Source organism: Algiphilus sp. (assembly GCF_023145115.1).
GTDB lineage: Bacteria > Pseudomonadota > Gammaproteobacteria > Nevskiales > Nevskiaceae > Algiphilus.
Window position 1 is genome coordinate 22,320 of record NZ_JAGLEJ010000010.1, and the last position, 22,789, is coordinate 45,108.

A 22,789-nucleotide genomic window follows, 5' to 3' on the forward strand; every position below is an offset into this window, starting at 1 on the left:
CATGATCCGAATCGCCCGCGTTCTCGTCGCCCTCGCCGTGGCCGGTTGCACGGTCGGCGCCGCCGCACCCGCCGGAAGCGGCTACGCCGAGCACGCCCGACTGCCAGCGCTGCTGGAGACCCTGCGCGACGACTACGGCTTCGACGCCACCGATCTGGCCGTGGTGCGCCGGACGCTCGCCGATGCCGAGCGCCTGCCGGAACTGATCCGCCAGGAGCGCAACGCGCCCGAGCGCACCCGCACCTGGAGCGAGTACCGCGGCCTGCACGTGACCGACAGCATGGTCGCGCGCGGCGTCGCCTTCATGCGCGATCACGCCGGGACGCTGGCGCGCGCCGAGGCCGAGTACGGCGTACCGCCCGAGCTGATCACCGCGATCCTGGGCGTGGAGACCCGCTACGGCGGCTTCGTCGGCACCACGCGCGTGCTCGATGCCCTCGCCACGCAGGGCTTCGATCACCCCACCCGATCGCGCTTCTTCCTCTCCGAGCTGGCCGCCTTCTTCGCGCTGACGCGCGAGACCGGCATGGACCCCACCGAGCCGGTAGGCTCCTATGCCGGCGCCATGGGCTGGGCCCAGTTCATGCCCAGCAACTATCGCCGTCTGGCGGTCGACTTCGACGGCGACGGCGACACCGACCTCTGGTCCGCGGCCGATGCCATCGGCTCGGTGGCGCGCTATCTGGTGGCCTACGACCCGGATACCGCCTGGCGCCGCGGCGAACCCATGGTGCTGGCGCCGCGCGAGTTCCGCGTGCGCGCGGACGCCACCGACTTCAACACGCGCAGCCCGAACAGCTCGATCGGCGCGCTCGCCGCTCTCGGCGCGAAACCCACGGCGAGTGTCGCCGACACGACACCGGCCGGTCTGCTCGCGCTCCAGCTCGACGCCGGTCGCGCCTTCCGCATCGCGCTGACCAACTTCTACGCCGTGATGCGCTACAACCCGCGCGTCTACTACGCGATGGCGGTCGGCGAGCTGGCCGAGGGCATCTCGCGCGCCACCGATCATGCCGCCGGGCGGTTCACGCCATGAGCGCACGCCTCTCCGCCGCCATCGCCGCCGCGCTGCTCGCCGCCGGGTGCGCCACCACCGCGCCCACGCCCGAGGACCGCTACGGCACGCCGGCACCGGCCCACGAGCAGGATCGCGCGCCATCCGCCGGCGAGATCCCGCCCGATGTCGCCAGCACCCCCGACGCCCGCGTTCGCGACGAGCCGCGCAGCCGCTACGGCAATCCCGACAGCTACGAGGTGCGCGGCAAGCGCTACTACGTGCTCGAGACCGCCGCGGGCTACCGCGAGCGCGGCCGCGCATCCTGGTACGGCAAGAAGTTCCACGGGCGGCGCACCTCCAGCGGCGAGGCCTACGACATGTTCGCCATGACCGCCGCGCACAAGACCCTGCCGCTGCCCAGCTTCGCGCGCGTGACCAACCTGGAGAACGGGCGCTCGGCGGTAGTGCGGGTCAACGATCGCGGCCCCTTCCACGACCACCGCATCATCGACCTCTCCTACGCCGCCGCGGCGCGCCTCGGCGTGATCCAGCACGGCAGCGCGGAAGTCGAGGTCGAGGCGCTCGTTCCGGACGGAACGACGCCCGGCGCGCCCGGCGGCGCGGGGCCCTTCGTCGCGGCGTGGTCGCCCACCGGCGACCCGGTGCACGCAGTGGAGCGGCGCGAACGGCTGCTCGAGATGGGGCTCAACGACGTCTCCATCCATCTGCTCTCCGACGGTCCCGAAACCCGGCACGAGGTCCGCGTCGGCCCGCTGCAGGACGCGGCGGCAGCCGAGGCCGTGCGCCAGTGGCTGCTGGCGCGCGACATCCCGGCCCGCCACCTGGACCGCTGAGCCGAGACCGCTGCCCTGTTCCGGGGCGCGGAATCGCTATCATGGTTCACTGATCCGACCACGACGATTCGATGCATTCAATCCGCCTGCTGCTCGTTCTCCTGATCGCCCTGCCCGCGATCGGCAATGCCCGCTCGGTGCCCGAGGCGCCGCCGCTGGAGGCGGACGCCTACATTCTCATGGATGCCGCAACCGGCCAGGTGATCGCGGAGCACGACGCCGACCAGCGCCGCAGCCCGGCCTCCATCACCAAGGTGATGACCAGCTACGTGGCCTTCGAGGAGATCGCCGCCGGCCGCGCCGCCATGGACGACGAGGTCCTGATCTCGGAGAAGGCCTGGCGCCAGGGCATCGATTCGAGCCAGTCGCGGATGTTCATCGAGGTGGGTTCCAGGGTGCCGCTGGAGGCGCTGCTGCACGGCATGATCGTGCAGTCGGGCAACGACGCCAGCGTGGCCATCGCCGAGCATCTGGCGGGCAGCGAGGCCGGCTTCGCGAGCATGATGAACGCCACCGCCAAGCGCCTCGGGATGACCAACTCGCGCTTCCAGAACGCCTCGGGCATGCCGGTGGAGCAGCACTACAGCACCGCCCGCGACATCGCCAAGCTGATCCACGCCCACATCAAGGACTTTCCGGACGGCTACGCGATCTACTCCGAGAAGGAATTCACCTACAACGAGATCCGGCAGTTCAACCGCAACCGCCTGCTCTGGCGCGACGATACCGTCGACGGCGTGAAGACCGGCTACACCAGCGAGAGCGGCTACTGCCTGGCATCGAGCGCGGTGCGCGACGGCCGCCGCCTGATCTCGGTGGTGCTGGGCACACCGAGCCCCTCGCAGCGCACCCAGGACAGCCTCGCGCTGCTCAACTACGGCTATCGGTTCTTCGACACGGTGACGCTCTTCGGCGCCGGTGAGGAGGTCCAGAAGCGGCCCATCTATGGCGGTGCCCAGCCGGAGATCGCCATCGGTGTCGCCGAAGCGCTCAGCGTGACGGTGCCCCGCGATGCCGCCGACGCCATCAAGCTGGATGCCGAGATCCGCTCGCCGCTGCGCGCGCCGATCGCCGCCGGCGAGCGCCTGGGCACGCTCACGGTCACGCTCGACGACGAGACCCTGCTGGTGGAGCCGCTGGTGGCCACCGGCGACGTGCCCGAGGGCGGCATCTTCAAGCGACTCTTCGACGCGGTGCGGCTCCGTCTTGGCGTCTGATCACGACAGGAAGCGCAGCGACCTGCAGCGCGAGGTCGCCGACGAGGAGGTCTACGAGCTGCCCTGCAGCGTGCCCTTCAAGGTGTTCCTGCGCCCCGATCCGGACGCCGAGCAGCGCGTCATCGACGCCTGCAGTCGCGCCGCCGGCGTGCACCTCGACACCGAGCGGCAGCCATCCAGCAAGGGCAACTTCGTGTGCCTGCGACTGACCCTGCACGCGAGCCGCATGGCGCAGATCAGCGCCGTACGTGACGCGATCAATGCTGATTCCGCAGTGATCATGGCGCTATGAACGAGTCCGCGGAGGCGCCGGCGCCGATCGTGCGCCGCTTCGGCTTCGTCACCTACGAGGCCAGCTTCGCGGCCATGCGCGACTTCACCGATGCACGCGACGCGACCACCGCGGACGAGATCTGGCTGCTGCAGCATCCGCCGGTGTTCACCCAGGGCCAGGCCGGCCGCCCCGAGCATCTGCTCGATCTCGGCGACATCCCGCTGGTGCAGAGCGACCGTGGCGGTCAGGTCACCTACCACGGCCCCGGCCAGATCGTCGGCTACCTGATGGTCGACCTGCCGCGGCTGGGCATCGGCATCCGCACGCTGGTGCGCGCCATCGAGGCCGCCATCGTCGACACGCTGGCGACGCACGGCGTGCCCGGCGCGCGACCGCGCGAGGACGCCCCCGGAGTGTACTGCGCCGACGGCGCCAAGATCGCGTCGCTGGGACTGCGCGTGCGGCGCGGCTGCACCTTCCACGGCCTGGCGCTGAACGTCGACATGGACCTCTCGCCCTTCGCGCGCATCAATCCCTGCGGCATGCAGGGACAGGCCATGACCGCGATGCGCGCCCGGGGCGGCGCCACCGACCTGGACGCCATCGGGGCGACGCTGGCCGGACGCCTGCTGGCGCGCTGCCTTGGCCGCGACGCGGCCGGCGGCAGGGTTTCACCCCCGGTTCAGCCCGCCACGGCAGACTCTGCGTGACTCCGGAGCCCGCCCGATGACCGCAACCGACGACAGCCTCGTCCGCATCCGCGGCCTGCGCCACGCGCAGCCGGGGCGCGTGCTGTTCGACGATGTCGACATCGACATCCCGCGCGGCAAGGTCACCGCGGTCATGGGACCGTCGGGAACCGGCAAGACCACCCTGCTGCGCATCATCGGCGGCCAGATCCGCGCCCAGGGCGGCAGCGTCACCTTCGACGGCACCGACGTCGGACGCGCCGGCCGGCGCAGCCTGTACGCGATGCGCAAGCGCATGGGCATGCTGTTCCAGCACGGCGCGCTGCTCACCGACCTCAGCGTGTTCGAGAATGTCGCCTTCCCGCTGCGCGAGCACACGCGCCTGCCCGAGCGACTGATCCGCGATCAGGTGCTGCTCAAGCTCGAGGCGGTGGGGCTGCGTGGCGCGGCGGGGCTGTTCCCGGCCGAGCTGTCCGGCGGCATGGCGCGGCGCGTGGCACTGGCCCGCGCCATCGCGCTGGACCCGGAGCTGGTGCTCTACGACGAGCCCTTCACAGGCCAGGACCCCATCTCCATGGGCGTGCTGCTGCGGCTGATCCGCCGTCTCAACGACGCCCTCGGCACCACCTCGGTGGTGGTGTCGCACGATGTCGGCGAGACGCTGTCCATTGCCGATCATGCCTATGTCATCTCCGACGGCCGGCTGCGCGCGGCGGGCAGCGCGGAAACCCTCCGTGACAGCACCGACCCGCGAGTGCGCCAGTTCCTCGACGGCCAGCCGGACGGTCCCGAGCCCTTCCACTACCCGGCGCCGACGCTGGCCGAGGCGCTACTGGGAGCGGAGCGGTGAACGCGCTGCTGCGCTGGCCGCTGGATCTGCTCGCCGGACAGGGCCGGGCCGTGCTGTTCCTGCTGCGCACGCTGGTGGCCGTGCCCGGCACGCTGCTCCGGCCGCGACAGCTGGCGCTGCAGCTGCACAGCAGCGGCGTGATGTCATTGGCCATCGTGGTCATCGCCGGCGCCTTCGTGGGCATGGTGCTCGCGCTGCAGGGCTACCGGCTGCTGGTGCAGTTCTCGGCCGAGAGCGCGCTCGGCGTGTCGGTGGCGCTGGTCATCATCCGCGAGCTCGGGCCGGTGCTCACCGCGCTGCTGCTGGCCGGCCGCGCCGGCTCGGCGGTGACCGCCGAGCTCGGGCTGATGCGCGCAACCGATCAGCTCCCGGGCATGGAGATGATGGCGGTCGACCCGGTGAAGCGGGTGGTGGCGCCGCGCTTCCTGTCGCTGCTGCTGGCGGTGCCGATGCTCAACGTCATCTTCATCGTCATGGCGCTGGGCGTGGCCGGCGGTCATCTGGTCGGCGTCGAGGTGCTGGGCGTGGACGCCGGCAGCTACTGGAGCCAGATCCGCTCCAGCGTCGACGCCGCCGACCTGATCGACAGCACCATCAAGGCGGTGGTGTTCGGCGCCGTCATCGCCTGGATCGCCGTGCATCAGGGCTACCATGCCCACGCCACCGCCGAGGGCGTGTCGCGCGCGACCACCACCACGGTGGTGCTGTCCTCGCTGGCCGTTCTCGGCCTCGACTTCATCCTGACCGCGGTCATGTTCGCCGCCTGAGGTAGACGCAATGCCATCCCGCGCAATCGAGATCATGGTCGGACTCTTCTTCGTGCTCGCCGTGGCGGCCGTGTTCCTGCTGACCTTCCGCGTGGCGGGTCTTGACGGCGGCGACCCCGAGGGCGGCTACGAGATCACCGCGGACTTCGACAACATCGGCGGGCTCCGGACGGGCTCGGCGGTCACCCTGTCGGGCGTGCGCATCGGCCGCGTCAGCGCCATCCGCATCGACCCGCAGACCTTCCGGGCACGCGTGCACATGAACATTTCGCCCGACTACGACAACCTGCCCGCCGACAGCGGTGCCAGCATCCTGACCAGCGGCCTGCTCGGCGAGCAGTACGTCGGCATCGAACCCGGCGGCGCGATGGAATCGCTCGCCGACGGCGACCGACTGCCGCTGACCCAGGATGCCCTGGTGCTGGAGAATCTGGTCGGCCGGGTCCTCGAATCCATGACCCAGAAGGATTGATCATCATGTTCCGGAACAACCCGCTTTCCATCCGTGCGCTGGCGCTGCTGCTCGCCGCCGCCGTACCGTTCGGCATGAGCACCGGGGCCGCCGCGCAGGACGCCGATGCGGCCGGCGACCAGAGCGCGACCAAGGCGCCCGATGTCGTCATCAAGGACGCGGTCTCCACGGTGCGCTCGCTGATCAGCGAGAACGCCGAGACCTACCGCTCCGACAGCGAAGCGTTCTACGCCATGATCGAGCGCGAGATCGTCCCGCACTTCGACATGCCGTACATCGCGCGGCTGACGCTGGGCCGGCACGCCCGCGGGGCGAGCCCGGACCAGCGCCGCCGTTTCGCGACCGCGTTCAAGGACACGCTCATGCGCACCTACGCGGACGCGATGCTGGAGTACAACAGTGCCGTCGAGACCGAGTTCCTGCCGCTGCGGGCGGCCGACGACGCCGAGCGCGTCACCGTCGAGACCCGGCTCGTGGTCGAGGAAGGCGACCCCATCCCGGTGGGCTTCGTCATGCACCAGGTGGACAGCGACTGGCTGATCTACGACATCAGCGTCGAGGGCATCAGCCTGATCACCAACTTCCGCGCGCAGTTCAATCAGCGCATCCGCGAGAACGGGCTCGACAAGCTGATCGAGCGGCTCGAAGCCGGCCAGATCAGCACCGATGCGCCCGGCGCATCCGGCGGCGACTGACCGGCGATGGCGGAGCTCTCCGGCGCGCTGACGCACGACACGGTACCCGACCTGGCGACACGCGCCGAGGCGCTCGGCGCCGACGATGTGCTGGATCTGTCCGGCGTCGAGCGCGTCGACAGCTCGGCAGTGGCACTATTGCTGGAGATCCGCCGCCGGAAGGGTCAGCCGCTGCGCCTGCAGGGTGTGCCCGCGCACCTGCAGAGCCTGATCGCGTGCTTCGGCGTCGGCGAGCTCCTCACCGCCACTTCCGAGACATGATCGCTGCTCTCAGTCGCACGCTTGCCGCATCGTTGCTGGTCGCGCTGGTCGGCGGCTGCGCGCACACGCCCGCCTACGAGCCGGCCGACCCGCTGGAGCCGCTCAACCGCGGCATCTACAGCTTCAACCGCACCGCCGACCGCTACGTGCTGCGCCCCGTCGCGAAGGGCTATGACACGGTCACGCCGGCTCCGGTGCAGGCCGGCATCGGCAACTTCCTCTCCAACCTCGGCTATCCGGTCACCATCGTCAACGCGCTGCTGCAGGGCAAGTTCCTGCAGGCGGGGCGCGACACCGGCCGTTTCCTGATCAACACCACGGCCGGGCTGGTGGGCTTCATCGACGTCGCCACGCCGGTGGGCCTGCGGCAGAACGACGAGGACTTCGGCCAGACGCTGGGCTACTGGGGCGTCGGTCAGGGCTGGTACATCATGCTGCCGCTGCTCGGGCCGAGCACCAACCGCGACCTGCTGGGGCGCGGCGCCGACAGCTTCAGCACGCCGGAACGCCTGCTGGACACCGATGCACAGCTGGTCATCACAGGCGTCGGCGCCGTACACACCCGCGCGCGGCTGCTCTCCGCCGACCGTCTGCTGGAGCAGCAGGTCGACGAGTACGTGGCGCTGCGAACGATCTATCTCGAGCGACGGCTCAACAAGGTCTACGACGGCGTGCCGCCGCTGGACTACGGCGAGCAGGCCTACGACGAAGCCGACGACGGCGGCGGCGACGACAGCTGGCGGGACGACTACGAGACCGGCGGCGACGACGACAGCTGGCGCGACGACTACGAGACCGGCGGCGACGGCGACAGCTGGCGCGATGACTACGAGACCGGCGACGACGACGACAGCTGGCGCGACGATTACACCGGCGAGAGCTGACCGCTTGCCGCCCGGCGGATGACGCCGCCGCGGCGCGCACATCGTTACACTTGCGCGTCTTCAAGAGCCCGCGACCGGACCCGATGAGCCAGTACGTCTACACCATGAACCGGGTTGGCAAGACCATCCCGCCGCGCAAGGAGATCCTGCGCGACATCTCGCTGTCCTTCTTCCCCGGCGCCAAGATCGGCGTGCTGGGCTACAACGGCGCCGGCAAGTCGACCCTGCTGCGCATCATGGCCGGCATCGACAAGGAGTACCACGGCGAAGCGCGGCCGCAGCCCGGCATCAAGATCGGCTATCTGCCGCAGGAGCCGCAGCTCGACGCCGACAAGGACGTGCGCGGCAATGTCATGGACGGCGTCGGCGAGCTGGCGCAGTGGCTGGCCGAGTTCGATGCCGTCACGAAGGAGTTCGAGAACCCGGACGCCGACTTCGACGCGCTGCTCGAGAAGCAGTCCGCGCTGCAGGAGAAGATCGACGCGGCCAACGGATGGGAGCTCAACGTCATCCTCGACAAGGCTGCCGAAGCGCTCAACCTGCCGCCTTGGGACGCCACCGTCGACACGCTGTCCGGCGGCGAGCGCCGCCGTGTCGCGCTCTGCCGCCTGCTGCTGTCGAAGCCGGACATGCTGCTGCTGGACGAGCCCACCAACCATCTCGATGCCGAGTCGGTGGCGTGGCTGGAGAAGTTCCTGCACGACTTCGACGGCACCGTGGTGGCGGTCACCCACGACCGCTACTTCCTCGACAATGTCGCCGGCTGGATCCTGGAGCTGGACCGCGGCCACGGCATTCCCTGGCAGGGCAACTACTCGAGCTGGCTGGAGCAGAAGGAGAAGCGCCTGGCCAACGAGGAGAAACAGGCCGATGCGCGCCGCAAGGCGATGGCGCAGGAGCTCGAATGGGTGCGCTCCAACGCCAAGGGCCGGCAGAGCAAGTCGAAGGCGCGCCTCAAGGCCTTCGAGGAGATGCAGAGCCAGGAATTCCAGAAGCGCGCCGAAACCCAGGAGATCTACATCCCGCCGGGCCCGCGCCTGGGCGATGTCGTGGTCGAGGCCACCGACGTGGCCAAGCGCTACGGCGATCGCACGCTCTACGAGGGGCTCTCCTTCCGCGTGCCCCCCGGCGGCATCGTCGGCATCATCGGTGCCAACGGACGCGGCAAGACCACGCTGTTCCGCATGATCACCGGCGAGGAGCAGCCGGACGGCGGCACCGTCCGGGTCGGCGAGACCGTGCGGCTGGCCTACGTCAACCAGTCGCGCGACACGCTGGACGGCGACAAGACCGTGTTCGAGGAGATCTCGGGCGGCAACGACATCATCAAGGCCGGCACCTTCGAGATGCCCGCGCGCGCCTATCTCGGCCGCTTCAACTTCAAGGGCGGCGACCAGCAGAAGCGGGTCAAGGACCTCTCCGGCGGCGAGCGCAACCGCGTGCACCTCGCCAAGCTGCTGCTCGCCGGCGGCAACCTCCTGATGCTCGACGAGCCCACCAACGACCTCGACGTGGAGACGCTGCGCGCGCTGGAGGAGGCCGTGCTCGCCTTCCCGGGCAGCGTCATGGTGATCTCGCACGATCGCTGGTTCCTGGACCGCGTCAGCACGCACATCCTGGCCTTCGAGGACTCCGGCGAGATCGTCTTCCACGAGGGCAACTATCAGGACTACGAGGCCGACTTCCGGCGCCGCAACGGCAGCGAGCCCGGCGTCAACCGGCGCGCACAGCACCGCAAGCTGGCCTGAAGCCGTGGTGCCGCGCGCTCGACCGCGCGGCAAGCGTTGCAGCCGGCCCGATGCGGGCTAGTATCACGGTGGGCAACGGGAGTAACACGCCATGAGCTGGATGCAGGCCGAGACGCCGGAGTGCGCGCGGCGCGACGACGCGGTCGAGCTGGTCATTGCCGCGCGGCAGCGCGACCTCGGCGGATTCTGCGTGCGGCGCGTGCTGCCGTCGCCGCAGCGCCGCATGGTCGGACCGTTCATCTTCTTCGACGAGATGGGCCCGGCCGACTTCGCCGCCGGCACCGGCCTCGATGTGCGGCCGCATCCGCACATCGGCCTGTCGACCGTGACCTGGCTGTTCGAGGGCGAGATCCTGCACCGCGACTCGCTGGGCGTCGTGCAGCCCGTCCAGCCCGGCGCGATGAACCTGATGACGGCCGGGCGCGGCATCGTGCACTCCGAGCGTTCACCTGACGCCGCACGGGCGGCGGGCAGCCGCCTGCACGGCATCCAGACCTGGATGGCACTGCCCGACGGCCTGCAGGAATGCGAGCCGGCCTTCCAGCACGTCGCCGCCACGGAGCTGCCCGACTTCGCGGCCGACGGCATCACCGGCACCGTGCTCATGGGCGCGGCCTACGGCCGGCACAGCCCGGTCGAGACGCCCATCGCCACGCTCTACGTCGCCGCGCGCATGGCCGCCGGGGCGCGCGCCGAGCTGCCGCCGGCGGACGAAGTCGCGGTCTTCGTCGTCGACGGCGAGGCCCGCATCGGCGGCTGCACGCTGGCGGCCGGCAGCATGGGGGTCCTGCGCACCGGAGCGCACGCGACCATCGAGGCCGTCGCCGCGACACGTCTCATGATCATCGGCGGTGCTAGCCCGGGCCAACGCGAGGTCTGGTGGAACTTCGTCGCCAGCGACGCCGCGCGCATCGAGCGCGCCCGGGCCGACTGGACCGCGGACCGCTTCCCGCGGGTGCCGGGCGAGCACGAGCGCATTCCGCTGCCCGGAGCGTAGGCGCTTCGTGAGCATCCTGACCGCCGCTCTCGTGTTCCTCGCCGCTGCGGTGGTCGTGGTGCCGCTGTGCAAGCGGCTCGGCATGAGCTCGGTGCTGGGCTATCTGGTCGCGGGGCTGCTGCTCGGCCAGCTCGAGCCACTGGCGCGCTGGGACGCCGAGGGCGTGCTGCACTTCGCCGAGATCGGCGTCGTCCTGCTGCTCTTCATCATCGGTCTGGAGCTGCAGCCGCGCCGCCTCTGGGTCATGCGCCGGCTGGTGTTCGGCCTGGGCTCGCTGCAGGTCGTGCTGACGACACTGGTGATCGCCGGGGGCCTGATGCTGGCGGGCATCGAAGGCGGCAGCGCACTGCTGCTGGGCTTTGCGCTGGCGCTGTCGAGTACCGCCTTCGTGCTGCAGCTGCTGGGCGAGAACCGGCGCCTGCACCATCCGCACGGCCGCGCCGCGTTCGGGACGCTGCTGCTGCAGGACATCGCGGTCATTCCCGGCCTGGTGCTGATCTCGCTGCTCGGCAACGGTGCCGGTGCCACGCCGCAGTGGGAGTGGCTGCTCGCGGTGGTGATCGGCGCGACCGCGGCGCGCTTCCTGCTGCGGCCGCTGCTGCGCTTCATCGCCGGCACCGGCATCCACGAGCTGTTCACGGCGGCGGCTCTGACGCTGGTGATGGGCGCCGCGGTGGCATTCGACCGGGCCGGCCTCTCGATGGGCCTGGGCGCCTTCGTGGCCGGCATGATGGTCGCCGACTCGGAGTACCGGCACCAGCTCGAGGCCGACGTCAACCCCTTCAAGGGGCTGCTGCTGGGTCTGTTCTTCATGGCCGTTGGCATGACCGTGAACCTGCCGCTGCTGGCCGCGGAACCACTCGTGATCGTGGCCCTGACACTGGCGCTGGTGGCGGTCAAGGCATTGATCCTGCTGCCCCTCTCGCGGCTGCACGGCCTCTCGGGCCGGGAGGCCGTGCGCACGGCGCTGGTGCTGTCACAGGGCGGCGAGTTCGCCTTCGTGCTGCTCACCGCGGGAGTGGCCGGCGGCATCACCGACGCCGCGCTCGCCGAGCGCGCCGTGCTGGTGGTCAGCCTGTCGATGGCGCTGACCCCGCTGCTGGTGGCGCTGGGCGAGCGGCTGATCCACGACGAGCCCGGCGGCCGGCCCTTTGACCCCATCGACCAGGAAGACCCGCCCGTCATCGTTGCCGGCTTCGGGCGGGTCGGCCAGATCATCGCGCGCGTGCTCGCCATGCGCCGGATCCCCTTCACGGCGCTGGAGATCAACCCCGACCACGTCGACTTCGTGCGCCAGTTCGGCAATCGCATCTACTACGGCGACGCCTCCCGCCCCGAGGTGCTGCGCGCGGCCGGCGTCGCCAAGGCGCGCGCCATCGTGGTCGCCACCGGCGATGTCGAGACCTCGCTCCGGATCGTCGAGCAGGTGCGCGCGATGGCGCCCGACCTGCCCATCATCGCGCGCGCCACCAATCGCCATCACGAACTCTGGCTGCGCGAGCGCGGTGTCACCTTCGTGCTGCGCGACACCCTCTACTCGAGCCTGCGCATGGCGCGTGCGCTGCTGCGCGAGCTCGGTCTCGACGAGGAAGAGGCGGCCCGCTCGGTGACGCGCTTCCGCGAGCACGACGCCCACACGCTTCAGCGCCAGGCCGCGGTATGGCGCGACGCCGAGGCCTACCGCCGCACCACCATCGATGCCGCCGAGGAACTGCAACGCCTGTTCGCCGAGGACGTGCGCAGCAGCCACGACGCCGCCCAGCGGCACACCGATCGCCCCGAGGACGCCGAGGCCTGAGCCGAGACGCATCGCCCGGCAGCGCGCGATAATCGTGGGCTCACCATCCGCGAAGCCGCCCGATGCTTGAAGACAGCGCCCCGCAGGCCATGCCCGACACTCCTGCCTACCGCTGGCGCGGTGGGCGACTCGAGCCGGTCACCGACGTCCACGACGTGCAGCTGGACGGCCTGCTGGGCATCGACCGCCAGAAGGCCGCGCTGACGCAGAACACGCGCCAGTTCGTCGAGGGCCGTCCGGCCAATCACGCCCTGCTCACCGGCGCCCGCGGCACCGGCAAGTCCTCGCTGGTGAAGGCGCTGCTGCCCGCATTCGGCGAGCAGGGCCTGCGGCTGGTGGCGGTGTCGCCGCACGACCTCGTGGAACTGCCGGACATCGTGACGCCGCTGCGTGGCAGGCCCCAGCGCTTCCTGATCTACGTCGACGACTTCTCGGTAACGCCGGGCGACCGCGCGCTGACCGCGCTCAAGACGGCGCTGGACGGCGGCATCGAGGCGCCGCCCGACAACGTGCTGATCGTCGCCACCTCCAACCGCCGGCACCTGATGCCCGAGTTCCAGTCCGAGAACGCGGAGTATCACTGGGAGGACGGCGAGCTGCATCCCGGCGAGACGGTCGAGGAGAAGATCTCGCTGTCGGAGCGCTTCGGGCTGTGGCTGTCCTTCCCGCCCTTCGACCAGCGGCGCTACCTGGAGCTGGTCGGCCACCACCTGGAAGCGCTGGGGAGCGCCATGAGCGCCGACGCCGAAGCCGCCGCGCTTCGCTGGGCGCTGCAGCGCGCCTCGCGCTCGGGCCGCGTCGCCGCCCAGTTCGCGCGCGACTGGGTCGGGCGCCAGGCCACTGCCGGTTAGGAGGGGGCGTCCGCCGCCGGACGCAGACGGCGCGCGACCTCCCGGGAATCGGGACGGCGTCGCGAACGATGACGCGCTCATCGGGCGACGCTCAAGCCGCTCCGGAAAGGAGGCGCCACCCCACCCGGAAAAGGGGACAGTATACTTATTTCCGCGATGCGGAGAAGTGATCGGGTGCGTAACGCCGGAAATAAGTATACTGTCCCCTATCACCCAGCAGAGCCGCGACTGCCGGGGAGAGTTGCGATGCGGGTCAGCGTCCGAGCAGCTCGTTCACCTTGGCGATGTACTTCTGCATGGCGTCCTCGGAACTCATGCCCTTGAGGCCGGCCCAGGCGTCGTACTTGGCGCGGCCGACCATGTCCAGCATGCCGGGGCGCTTGCCGGAAACGTCGCCATCGGTGCCCTGCTTGAAGTGCGCGTACAGCGTCAGCAGGTCATCGTTGCTCGGACGCTCGGTCAGCGTCTTGACGTCTTTCTGGGCCTGCTCGAAGGCGGTCTTCGTATCGCTCATGAAGGCTGGGTCCGTATGATTGAGAAGCTCGCAGTTGTACCACGGGGACGCACCGGCGGGTGAGGCGGACGCATCCGCGCTAGCTGCTGCCGCCGAAGAAGCCGCGCGCGCCGTCTCCGTCGAGCAGCGGATAGGCCACCCCGATCTCGACCTCGGCGTCGACGAACCAGGTGAGGCGCATGCGGAGGCCGACGCCGAGGCTCAGCATGAGGTCCTTCTCGCGCTCCGGAAAGTTGGCACGATGCACCTGACCGGCCTCGAGTACCACGAGACCGCGCAGCCAGTCCCAGTACAGCGGGCGCAGATACTCGGCGGCTGCATACCAGTAGGTGTCGCCCTCGGCGAACTCGTCCTCGTAGCCACGCAGATTGCCGGCCCCTCCCAGTTCGTAGGCGTCGCTGCGCCGCCCCTGCGGACCGCCGTGATAGGTAGCGCCCTGTGCGTGGAGGTGCACACTCTGATGCGCACGCTCTCCGACCGGCAGATAGCGCGCGATGCGCCCGCTCAGCGCCGACTGGTTGTAGTCCGATACGCCGGGCACCTGGGCGCTGACCGCCACGCTGGCGGAGATGCCGCGCTCGCTGTAGACCGACGAGTGCACGTCGCGATAGCCCAGGCCGACGCTGGCCAGTGTGAGCACGCCCTCGTCGGGTGGTGCCTCGACGCCCTCGTTGCGACCGTGCTGCCAGTAGAGCGAGGTGCTCAGCGACCACCCCTGCCCGGTCTGACGGCGGGTGAGCTGGCGTGACAATCCGATGCCGAGCGATGTCGAGAGATCCTCGTAGCGGCGCTCGCCGGCGACCGCGGCCTCGTTGCTGTTTCGGGCGGTCAGGCTCAGGTTGTTGCGGCTGCCCAGGAAGCGGCGCCAGTCGTAGCGCGCGTCGATGATGGTCTCGTTGTCGAGCGTGCGCTCCTCCAGCTCGCGCCGCACACCGCTGACGCTGAGGCGGTGATTGAGTCCGCCGATGTTGTTCCAGAACAGGCTGACGCCGTAGCCGAAGTCGGCATCGCTGCTGGCGTCGACCCGCGGGATGGGAAGCAGGTACCAGCGCTCGCGCACGGTGTAGGTCACGACGATGCTGCCGGAGGGCAGCGTGGCAACGTCGCTGGTCACGGAGCGGAACAGCCGCAGGTCGAGGATGGCCTGGCGCGCCAGTTCGATGTCCCGCGGGCACACCAGGTCCCCCTCGCCGAACTCGAGCTCGCGCAGGAAGGTGATGCGCTGCGTGACCTCGTTGCCCTCGAACGCGATGCGCTCGATGCGGACCGGTTCGCCGTCCCCGTCGCATGCCGCTGTCGCGCCCGCCGGCGGCCAGCCCAGCCCGAACAGCAGCAGCCAGCAGGGCAGGCGCCGGATCACCGGCGCACCAGACTCATGAAGGTATAGGGATGGCGGTGGCGCTCGTCCGGCTGATGCGGCGCCATGGTCACCGCCTGCCAGTCGGCCAGCTCCGGGTCGGGGAAGCGGGTATCGCCGTCGAGCCGCGCATGCACGCGCGTCAGCTCGATCCGTGTGGCGTGCGGGAGGAACTGCTCGTAGACGCGCGCGCCGCCGATGACGGCGAGGCCCGTGTCCGGCGCTGCCGCGCGCAAGGCATCGAAGTTGTCGAACACCCGCGCACCGTCGGGAGCGAAGGCCGGATCGCGGCTCAGCACCCAGTTGTCGCGCCCGTCGAGCGGTCGCCCGATCGAATCCCAGGTGGTTCGGCCCATGACGATGGTGCGCCCCATCGTCAGTCCGCGGAAGTGCTTCAGGTCGGCCGGAAGTCGCCAGGGGAGACCACCGTTCGCGCCGATGAGCCCGCCTTCATCCATGGCCAGCACGAGTGTGATTTCCATGGACCCAGTGTAAAAGACGGCGGCGCCCCGAGGGGCACCGCCAACGGGAGAACCACGCTTGCAGTCGTGTCAGGCGCCGAGAATGCCGAGGAGCGGTGCGAGCAGCGCCGCGAGACCGCCGCCACCGCCCGTGAGGGCCGCGAAGAGCTGCTCCAGCGCGGTTGCCAGCGCGTTGTCGCCGGCCAGGCTCTCGAGCAGCGTCGCCAATCCGGCGGCGTCCGTGGGGAAGGCCACATCGCCGGAGCCGGCGGCGCCCTCCAGCTGCGCGGCGGCGAGCTGCAGCGCCTCCAGCAGGCTCGGCAGGCCGCCCTCGCCACCCGCCAGCAGCTCGGCGATCAGCGGCGCGCCCTCGAGCCCGCCGGTATCGAAACCGCCGCCGCCCAGCACCTGGGCGAGCACGTCGCCGAGCACCGGAATGCCGGACAGCAGGGTCTCGAGCGACGGGCGATCCGCGCCGTCGGGGCTGGCTGCCCCGCCCGCGATGATGCCCTGCAGGAAGCCGGTGTCGGCGCCGGTGAAGCCGCCGGCGATGAAGTCGGAGAAGCTCGATGCCGGCATGCCGCCCGCCGCGAACTGGCCCGATATGGCGTCGAACAGCGGCACCAGCAGCTGCGCGAGGCCCTCGCTGATGGCGGCCTCGGCCTGTGCCAGCGGCGCGACCGCAGCGTCTCCGGGCGCCAGCGACGCGATGCCGCCCAGGACACCGGTAATGGCCGCGGACAGGTTGTCGGCGGAGGCCTGACCGTCGAGCTGGCCAACCGAGATCAGCGCGGCTGCGATGTCGTCGAGCAGTACGGCGGGCACCATGACCAGCGCCTGTAGTTCCTCCGGAACGCCGTACTGCGGATTGGCCGCGGCCGTCGCGATCATGTCCGACAGGGTCGTCCCGAGCCCGGCGAGCTGGGCGGTGAGCGCCTCGAGCCCTTCGGTGCCGACGAAGCCCGGATCCTGCGGGTCGAAGCTCAGTGCCAGGTCGGCGAGCTGCTCGAGCAGCACGTCGACGCCGGGAACCTGCGCCAGCGGACTGGCCTGCGCGGCATCGGCGAGCGCCACCAGCGCGCACTGCACGGCGTCGCTGGCACCGGCCAGATCCGCCGCGGCCGCCTCCGGATCCTGCTCGGCGGCGAGCGTGCTGCCGCTGGCGGCGAGCGCATCGACGAGGTCGAGCAGCCGCGACACCGCAACGACGAAGGCCTCGCCGGACGCGCCGATCTGGGCGTTGCTGCCCAGATTCTCCGCGGTCTGGGCGACGAGCGCGGCCTGCGCCTGATCGAGCGGACCCGCCACCGGGCCTTCGGCCGCGGCGTTGCAGTTGATGCGGCTGAGAATCTGAACCGGGGTCTCGTCGGCCGGATCGGGCGTGCCGCCGCCGTCGGGCGGCGATGCCGAACCTCCGCCACCGCCGCCGCCGCAGGCGGAAAGCAGCAGGACGAACGGGGCGAGATAACGTATGGGAGATGTCAGGGGCATGGTCTCACTCCTTTGTGTGATCCTTTGCCCTCCTCCCGAATTCGCACCCTACGCGGTACGCATCCCCCGCGCTGCCGGTATCGGACGACCGGTGCTGTCCGACTGAGGGACAGCACTCGTAGGTCGAGTGCCGACACGCGCAGGAAGCGCCCGATTCTGCTCCAATCGGGTCTCGTGCCGAACGTTCCTCCTGCCGGTCCCTGCATGCGACAAGCGCTATCGCCCATCACCACTGGCATCGCCCTCTGCGCGTGGCTGTGCGCGCACGCCCAGCCCGCCGCGGCGGAGACGCGCTACGTCATGCCGCCGGACGGCGACGATCTCGTCGGCGCCATCGAGACGGTTCCGGCCAGCGCCGAGGAGACCCTGCTCGACGTCGCCCGCCGCCACGATCTCGGCCAGACCGAGATCGTCCTCGCCAATCCCGATGTCGACCGCTGGCTGCCCGCCGAGAGCGCGCCGATCCTGCTGCCGTCGCGCTACATCCTGCCCGCCGCGGAGCGCCGCGGGGTCGTGCTCAACCTCCCGGAGTTCCGGCTCTACCACTTCGTGCCTGCACAGGACGGGCAGCCGGCAATGGTCGAGACCTATCCGGTCAGCGTCGGTCGCATGGACTGGAAGACGCCGCTGGGAACCACCGAGATCATCCGCAAGCAGGAGGACCCCGCCTGGCACCCGCCGGCATCGATCCGCGAGGAAGCGGCGGCGCGCGGCGAATCGCTGCCCGCCTACGTGCCGCCGGGTCCGGACAACCCGCTCGGGCGTCACGCGCTGCGTCTCGGCATTCCCGGCTACCTGCTGCACGGAACCAACAAGCCCTGGGGCGTGGGCATGCAGGTGACGCACGGCTGCGTCCGACTCTACCCGGAGCACATCGCGCGCCTGTTCGGCTCGGTGGCGGTCGGAACGCCGGTGCAGATCGTCGACCAGCCGCTGAAGGCGGGCTGGTGGTCGGGGGAACTCTATCTGGAAGTGCATCCGCCGCTGGGCGACGCGCCGACACCGGATGCCGTGCTCATGGAGCGGGCGCTCGACGCGGTCGAAGCCGCGGTGGCAGGACGTGACATCCGCATCAGCGGCCGTGCCCTGCGCGACGCGGTGCGCCGACGGGCCGGCTATCCGGTCCAAATATCCCGGACCGACAGCGCCGGCGCGTAGTCGACGGCGCGGCCGCCCGGTCGAGCGGCCGCGCCGATCGCCACTACTTGTACATCGACTTCTTGAACATGCGGTCGATCTTGGCGTCGGTGTCCTCCGACTTCTTCATCGCCTTGTCGGCGGTGGCGTTGGCCTGCTCGGCCGTGCTCATCGCGCGGTCGGCGGTCTGCTCCGCGCTGTCGGCCTTGGCTCGGGCGGCTTCGGCCGTCTGCTGCGCGGTATCGGCCCTGGACGCCGCGCTGTCGGCCGTCGACTGCGCCTGACGCACCTCTTCGCGGAGGGCGTCGAGATCACCGGTGCTGGCACAGCCGGCCACGAGCAGGACGGAGGTAACGGCGAAAAGCGGTAGAACGCGTTGCATGACGAACTTCTCCCTGTCTATGGACAACACGCGGCAGCGTGCACCGCATGCGCTGAAAGCACGGTGAACGCGGCCGCGCGGTCACCACCGGGTCCAGCGTGCCCCGCGCCGGGTGCCGTTGCATTGACGTGGATCAGTCCCCTTCAGCGGATCTCGACCGCGGTCCCGACCGTGATGTGACGCAGCAGGGCATCGATCTGGGCGTCGGTGAGCGCGACGCAGCCCTCGGTCCAGTTGAAGTCCTCGTGCACGGCCGGATCACCCGCTCCGACACCGTGGATGCCGATGTATCCGCCCAGCGCGGTGTCCTGCGGCGGCGGCCTGCCGCCGTCATCGGCATGCTCGATGGCCCGTCGCGCCGCGACCGGCAGGTCGCCGCGGGCATGCGCGCGCCGCGCCTCAACGGCCGTCGGGTAGCTCAGCCAGACGAAGCGGTGGAAGCGGGTCGACTCGCGAATCGCCAGTACCCGGTACTGCCCGATCGGCGTCCGCCCGTCGCCGGCACGCTTGTCTGCGGTCGTGCCGTTGCGCCCGATGGCGATGTCGTCGAAGGTCCGCAGACGCTCCGCGCCGCGCAGGACGTGGAGCACCTGTGCCGAGGTATCGACCACCACCCGCACCGGCTCCGCGCCGCGGAGGTGGGACGGCAGGGCGAGACCAATCGCCAGCGCGATCGCGGCGATGCAGCGGGGCACGGCGTCACCGCGGGAGCGGAAGCGGATCCGGGTTCCGGTCAGACCGCCACCGCCGCCGGAATATGGGGGTGCGGGTCGTACCCCTCCAGCCGGAAATCGTCGTAGCCGAAGGCGAAGAGGTCGCGAACCCCGGCGTTCAGGTGCATGACGGGCAGCGGCCGCGGATCGCGGTCGAGCTGGGTGCGCGCCTGCTCCAGATGGTTGTGGTAGAGGTGGCAGTCGCCGCCGGTCCAGACGAAATCGCCCGGCGCCAGATCGCTGACCTGCGCCACCATCATGGTCAGCAGCGCGTAGCTCGCGATGTTGAAGGGCACGCCCAGGAAGATGTCGGCGCTGCGCTGGTAGAGCTGGCAGGACAGGCGACCGTCGGCAACGTAGAACTGGAACAGCAGGTGGCACGGCGGCAGCGCCATCTCGGGCAGCGCCGCCACGTTCCAGGCCGAGACGATGATGCGGCGTGAATCGGGTGTCTCGCGCAGCTGGCGCAGGACTTCCGCCATCTGGTCGATGTGGCCGCCGTCCGGTGTCGGCCAGCTGCGCCACTGCGCTCCGTAGACCGGGCCGAGCTCGCCGTCGGGACCCGCCCATTCGTTCCAGATGCGCACGCCGTTGTCCTGCAGGAAGCGGGCATTGGTATCACCGCGCAGGAACCAGAGCAGCTCGTAGATGATGCTCTTGAGGTGCAGCTTCTTGGTGGTGAGCAGCGGGAATCCCGCCGCCAGGTCGAAGCGCATCTGGTGACCGAACACGGAGCGCGTGCCGGTACCGGTGCGATCCGCCTTGTCGGTGCCCTCGTCCAGGGCACGGCGCATCAGGTCGAGATAGGGCGTCATCGGGTCGGTCGGACGGGCGGCGGACGGACGCCGGTCACGCGCTAGTCGGCGGCGTGAACGACGGCCGCCATGATAGCGCCTCCGTCCAGCCGACCGCCCTGGCACCACCAGGAGCGCCCGTCGGCGCCGCGAATACCCCCAGATAGAGGGAGTTGTAACGCAAATGCGGTACGCGTCACATCCGGCGCTTCCGCGTCCGGGGGTTAGTTGCTAGTCTGCTTCGCACCGCCATCGCGGCGATCAGCACCATCTTGGGGGCGTTTCCATGAACACTTTTCGTATCCTCGGCCTGACTCTCGGCATCTTCATGCTGCACGCCTGCGGCGGTGGTGGTGGCGGCGGCGGTGGCGGCGGCGGCGCGCCCGATCCGGACAACCCGAATTCCGTCATGCAGGCGATCGGCGCCAAGGTCGGCAACGCCACCGGCAATCTCGTGGAAGGCAACCTGCCCGACGCGACGCCGGAAGCGGAGAACCCGCCCACGGTTGCCACTACACGAACGACCCAGACCGCGTCGAACGGGTCGGCTGCCCAGCTCCCACTGAACTTCAGTTCCAGCTCGGCGATCGCGCGCATCTTCGCCAAGGTGACCGGATCGGACAGCTATCTGGATATCGACGTCAGCGGCAGCGAAACGCAGAGCATCATGGCCGAGCAGGCCGGCACGCGCTTCGACTCATCGACCGGTCTGAAGCTCGATCCGGGTGACGGTGCCAATCTCGAGATCAATCTGCCGCCGGATATCCTCGAGGGCACCTTCGAGCTCCAGTTCTCGGTCGAGAACGAGGATGGGCAGGTTTCCCAGCCCGGAACCGCGTCCATCACCATTGCGCGCCTCGGAACCGGCGACCTGCAGTTCTCGCTGACCTGGGATACCAACGCCGACCTCGATCTGCGTGTCATAGAGCCCAACGGCAACGAGATATTCTTTGGTGCGGACAGCTCGGAGAGCGGTGGTGAACTCGACAACGACGACATCAACGGCATTGACCCGGATGGTGACCCCGGTCCCGAAGCCGTCGAGAACATCTTCTGGGCAACCAACCCGCCGCTGGGTCTCTACACAGTGAGTGTCGATTACTTCGCCGGTAGCCCGGCGACGAACTTCACCGTGACGATCTCCGCGAACGGCCAGATCGTCGACACCATCTCGCGCTCGAACTTCGTGCAAGGCAGCGGCATCGAGGCCGAGAACCTCGCCACCTACGAGGTCACGGAGTAGCGCTGCACGGGTCGGCCCGGCCGACCGCCGGCAGATGCGAAAGCGCCGCCCCCGGGCGGCGCTTTCATTTGGGCGGCGTACTAGCGCAACCGCAGCGCCGCCACCGGCTCGCTGGCCGGCAGGATTTCGCCCTCGGCGTAGGGATCACCCGCATTGCCACCGGGCTGACCGCTGGTCGACAGGCGCGCGCCGACGGTGAGGCGCTGGTAGCTGCGCAGCGACTCGCCGCCCATCAGCCGGTCGTCATCGGTCAGGCGCACCTCGACCGGGAAGGTCGGATTCACCATGCGCTTCGCTGCAATCGGCATGGGCGGACCGTCCGGGCGACGCACGAAGACGAAGAGCAGCCCCGAGATGTCGCGGGCCTCGGCACCGGCATCGACGGTGATCACCAGCGCGCCGTCATCGGCCACCGGCTGGCTGCCGGCTTCCGGCGGGCTGCCGCCCCACTCGACGATGCGCTGACGCAGCAGTTCCGCGGCATCGGGCTCGAGGATCCCCGAGGCCAGCACGATCTCGAAATGCGGAATGGCGCGCTCGAACTCACCCGCCTGTACGGCCATGGCACCGGTGTAGTAGTTGGCACCGGGATGCTGGGGCTCGGCGGCAAGCGCCTGTTCGAGGCGCTCGCTGGCGGTCTCGACGCCGCTGCCGCCGGCGTGCGGCGCGTTCAGCCGCGCCTCGGCCTCGGCCACCAGCAGGTCTGCATGGCCGTAGTCGGTCTTCGCGTTGGCCCGCGCATAGGCCTCGGCGGCCTTGCCGTAATCGCGCGCGGCCTCGTGGGTACGGCCGAGCAGCACGAGCTGGTCGACGGTGACATCGTCCCCCGCCTCGGCCAGACGCGCCTCGTAGCTGGCGGCAAGGTCATTCATGCCCGCGCCGGGATTCTCGGCATGCTGCGCAAGACGATCCGCCGAGGCGGCGTTGTCGCTGGTGCCGTACTGCCACCAGCTCCACGCCCCGACCACCGCCACCACGGCCACCAGGGCGACGACCGGTACGCGCAGGCCCGGTCGCTGGCGAAGCAGCACGAAGGCGACCGGGATCGCGGCGAAGAGCCCGATGCCGAGCGCGATGAGGAAAGTGGTCATGTCGATGCCCTCAGTTGAGACGGGAGCGGAACGAATGGTCGGCGACGCGTCGCGGACGGCCTGACCGGATCATGTCGGTGCATCGGTCATGCACGCACAAACAGTACACGTGGCACGCCTCCCGCACGGCCCTGTCCCCCGCACTCCGGGGGGGGGGAGCGTTGGGTGAGGGGGAGCCGGCGCCGGTCGGCCCGTTGCACGAAGCGTCGCGCGCTGCGTGCGCCCCCTCAACCCCGGTCCGTCTCCCCGAAG

At 70.1% G+C, this 22,789-nt stretch carries 25 protein-coding genes; 17 read left to right on the plus strand and 8 right to left on the minus strand.

What is annotated here, in order from left to right:
• Window position 1: 1 nt before the first annotated feature.
• From mltB to KAH28_RS02865, 15 genes are all read left to right on the plus strand, one after another.
• On the plus strand, window positions 2-1,036 hold the full coding sequence (gene mltB / locus KAH28_RS02795; RefSeq protein WP_290574285.1) for a lytic murein transglycosylase B: 1,035 nt from the start codon (window positions 2-4) through the stop codon (window positions 1,034-1,036).
• Complete coding sequence (locus KAH28_RS02800; protein ID WP_290574286.1) at window positions 1,033-1,851, plus strand: septal ring lytic transglycosylase RlpA family protein; 819 nt, start codon at window positions 1,033-1,035, stop codon at window positions 1,849-1,851. The genes mltB and KAH28_RS02800 overlap by 4 nt, the downstream gene beginning before the upstream one ends.
• A 71-nt stretch (window positions 1,852-1,922) precedes the next feature.
• On the plus strand, window positions 1,923-3,068 hold the full coding sequence (locus tag KAH28_RS02805) for a D-alanyl-D-alanine carboxypeptidase family protein (protein ID WP_290574287.1): 1,146 nt from the start codon (window positions 1,923-1,925) through the stop codon (window positions 3,066-3,068).
• Window positions 3,058-3,360 (plus strand): DUF493 domain-containing protein, encoded by a 303-nt coding sequence (locus tag KAH28_RS02810; protein ID WP_290574288.1) that lies wholly within the window; start codon window positions 3,058-3,060, stop codon window positions 3,358-3,360. The genes KAH28_RS02805 and KAH28_RS02810 overlap by 11 nt, the downstream gene beginning before the upstream one ends.
• Window positions 3,357-4,052: a lipoyl(octanoyl) transferase LipB gene (gene lipB / locus KAH28_RS02815; RefSeq protein WP_290574289.1), complete on the plus strand. Its 696-nt coding sequence runs from the start codon at window positions 3,357-3,359 to the stop codon at window positions 4,050-4,052. Before KAH28_RS02810 ends, lipB begins: the two co-directional genes overlap by 4 nt.
• A gap of 16 nt (window positions 4,053-4,068) precedes the next feature.
• Window positions 4,069-4,881: an ATP-binding cassette domain-containing protein gene (locus KAH28_RS02820; protein ID WP_290574290.1), complete on the plus strand. Its 813-nt coding sequence runs from the start codon at window positions 4,069-4,071 to the stop codon at window positions 4,879-4,881.
• Window positions 4,878-5,648, plus strand: coding sequence for a lipid asymmetry maintenance ABC transporter permease subunit MlaE (gene mlaE / locus KAH28_RS02825; RefSeq protein ID WP_290574291.1), 771 nt, complete (start codon window positions 4,878-4,880; stop codon window positions 5,646-5,648). The genes KAH28_RS02820 and mlaE overlap by 4 nt, the downstream gene beginning before the upstream one ends.
• Window positions 5,649-5,658: 10 nt before the next feature.
• Window positions 5,659-6,120: an outer membrane lipid asymmetry maintenance protein MlaD gene (gene mlaD, locus KAH28_RS02830; RefSeq protein ID WP_290574292.1), complete on the plus strand. Its 462-nt coding sequence runs from the start codon at window positions 5,659-5,661 to the stop codon at window positions 6,118-6,120.
• A 5-nt stretch (window positions 6,121-6,125) separates the two neighbouring features.
• Complete coding sequence (locus KAH28_RS02835; RefSeq protein WP_290574293.1) at window positions 6,126-6,815, plus strand: phospholipid-binding protein MlaC; 690 nt, start codon at window positions 6,126-6,128, stop codon at window positions 6,813-6,815.
• Between the two features lie 6 nt (window positions 6,816-6,821).
• Complete coding sequence (locus KAH28_RS02840) at window positions 6,822-7,076, plus strand: STAS domain-containing protein (RefSeq protein ID WP_290574294.1); 255 nt, start codon at window positions 6,822-6,824, stop codon at window positions 7,074-7,076.
• Window positions 7,073-7,960, plus strand: coding sequence for a VacJ family lipoprotein (locus KAH28_RS02845; protein WP_290574295.1), 888 nt, complete (start codon window positions 7,073-7,075; stop codon window positions 7,958-7,960). Before KAH28_RS02840 ends, KAH28_RS02845 begins: the two co-directional genes overlap by 4 nt.
• 83 nt (window positions 7,961-8,043) lie before the next feature.
• Complete coding sequence (ettA, locus tag KAH28_RS02850; RefSeq protein WP_290574296.1) at window positions 8,044-9,708, plus strand: energy-dependent translational throttle protein EttA; 1,665 nt, start codon at window positions 8,044-8,046, stop codon at window positions 9,706-9,708.
• 91 nt (window positions 9,709-9,799) lie between these two features.
• Window positions 9,800-10,705 carry a pirin family protein gene (locus KAH28_RS02855; protein WP_290574297.1) on the plus strand — a complete coding sequence of 302 codons (906 nt, stop codon included), beginning with the start codon at window positions 9,800-9,802 and terminating at the stop codon, window positions 10,703-10,705.
• Between the two features lie 7 nt (window positions 10,706-10,712).
• Window positions 10,713-12,503, plus strand: a complete 1,791-nt coding sequence (locus KAH28_RS02860; protein WP_290574298.1) for a cation:proton antiporter — start codon at window positions 10,713-10,715, stop codon at window positions 12,501-12,503.
• 62 nt (window positions 12,504-12,565) lie between these two features.
• Window positions 12,566-13,354 (plus strand): ATP-binding protein, encoded by a 789-nt coding sequence (locus KAH28_RS02865; RefSeq protein WP_290574299.1) that lies wholly within the window; start codon window positions 12,566-12,568, stop codon window positions 13,352-13,354.
• A 253-nt stretch (window positions 13,355-13,607) separates the two neighbouring features.
• On the opposite strand, the gene KAH28_RS02870 is transcribed toward KAH28_RS02865, so the two are convergent.
• From KAH28_RS02870 to KAH28_RS02885, 4 genes are all read right to left on the minus strand, one after another.
• Window positions 13,608-13,868 (minus strand): acyl-CoA-binding protein, encoded by a 261-nt coding sequence (locus tag KAH28_RS02870; RefSeq protein ID WP_290574300.1) that lies wholly within the window; start codon window positions 13,866-13,868, stop codon window positions 13,608-13,610.
• Window positions 13,869-13,947: 79 nt separating this feature from the next.
• Window positions 13,948-15,228 (minus strand): BamA/TamA family outer membrane protein, encoded by a 1,281-nt coding sequence (locus KAH28_RS02875; RefSeq protein WP_290574301.1) that lies wholly within the window; start codon window positions 15,226-15,228, stop codon window positions 13,948-13,950.
• Complete coding sequence (locus KAH28_RS02880) at window positions 15,225-15,707, minus strand: dihydrofolate reductase (protein WP_290574302.1); 483 nt, start codon at window positions 15,705-15,707, stop codon at window positions 15,225-15,227. Before KAH28_RS02880 ends, KAH28_RS02875 begins: the two co-directional genes overlap by 4 nt.
• 69 nt (window positions 15,708-15,776) lie before the next feature.
• Window positions 15,777-17,177: a hypothetical protein gene (locus KAH28_RS02885; RefSeq protein WP_290574303.1), complete on the minus strand. Its 1,401-nt coding sequence runs from the start codon at window positions 17,175-17,177 to the stop codon at window positions 15,777-15,779.
• A 204-nt stretch (window positions 17,178-17,381) separates the two neighbouring features.
• On the opposite strand from KAH28_RS02885, the gene KAH28_RS02890 reads away from it, so the two are divergent.
• Complete coding sequence (locus tag KAH28_RS02890) at window positions 17,382-18,335, plus strand: L,D-transpeptidase family protein (RefSeq protein WP_290574304.1); 954 nt, start codon at window positions 17,382-17,384, stop codon at window positions 18,333-18,335.
• A 43-nt stretch (window positions 18,336-18,378) separates the two neighbouring features.
• Here the strand turns inward: KAH28_RS02890 and KAH28_RS02895 are convergent, their stop codons facing one another.
• The 3 genes from KAH28_RS02895 to KAH28_RS02905 form a co-directional block, all read right to left on the minus strand.
• Window positions 18,379-18,696, minus strand: coding sequence for an Lpp/OprI family alanine-zipper lipoprotein (locus KAH28_RS02895; RefSeq protein ID WP_290574305.1), 318 nt, complete (start codon window positions 18,694-18,696; stop codon window positions 18,379-18,381).
• Window positions 18,697-18,839: 143 nt separating this feature from the next.
• Window positions 18,840-19,391 (minus strand): L,D-transpeptidase, encoded by a 552-nt coding sequence (locus tag KAH28_RS02900; RefSeq protein WP_290574306.1) that lies wholly within the window; start codon window positions 19,389-19,391, stop codon window positions 18,840-18,842.
• 38 nt (window positions 19,392-19,429) lie between these two features.
• Complete coding sequence (locus tag KAH28_RS02905) at window positions 19,430-20,224, minus strand: thymidylate synthase (RefSeq protein ID WP_290574307.1); 795 nt, start codon at window positions 20,222-20,224, stop codon at window positions 19,430-19,432.
• A gap of 265 nt (window positions 20,225-20,489) precedes the next feature.
• On the opposite strand from KAH28_RS02905, the gene KAH28_RS02910 reads away from it, so the two are divergent.
• Window positions 20,490-21,446 (plus strand): hypothetical protein, encoded by a 957-nt coding sequence (locus KAH28_RS02910; protein WP_290574308.1) that lies wholly within the window; start codon window positions 20,490-20,492, stop codon window positions 21,444-21,446.
• An 80-nt stretch (window positions 21,447-21,526) separates the two neighbouring features.
• Here KAH28_RS02910 and KAH28_RS02915 read toward each other — a convergent pair whose 3' ends face one another.
• Window positions 21,527-22,537 (minus strand): hypothetical protein, encoded by a 1,011-nt coding sequence (locus KAH28_RS02915; protein WP_290574309.1) that lies wholly within the window; start codon window positions 22,535-22,537, stop codon window positions 21,527-21,529.
• Window positions 22,538-22,789: the final 252 nt, after the last annotated feature.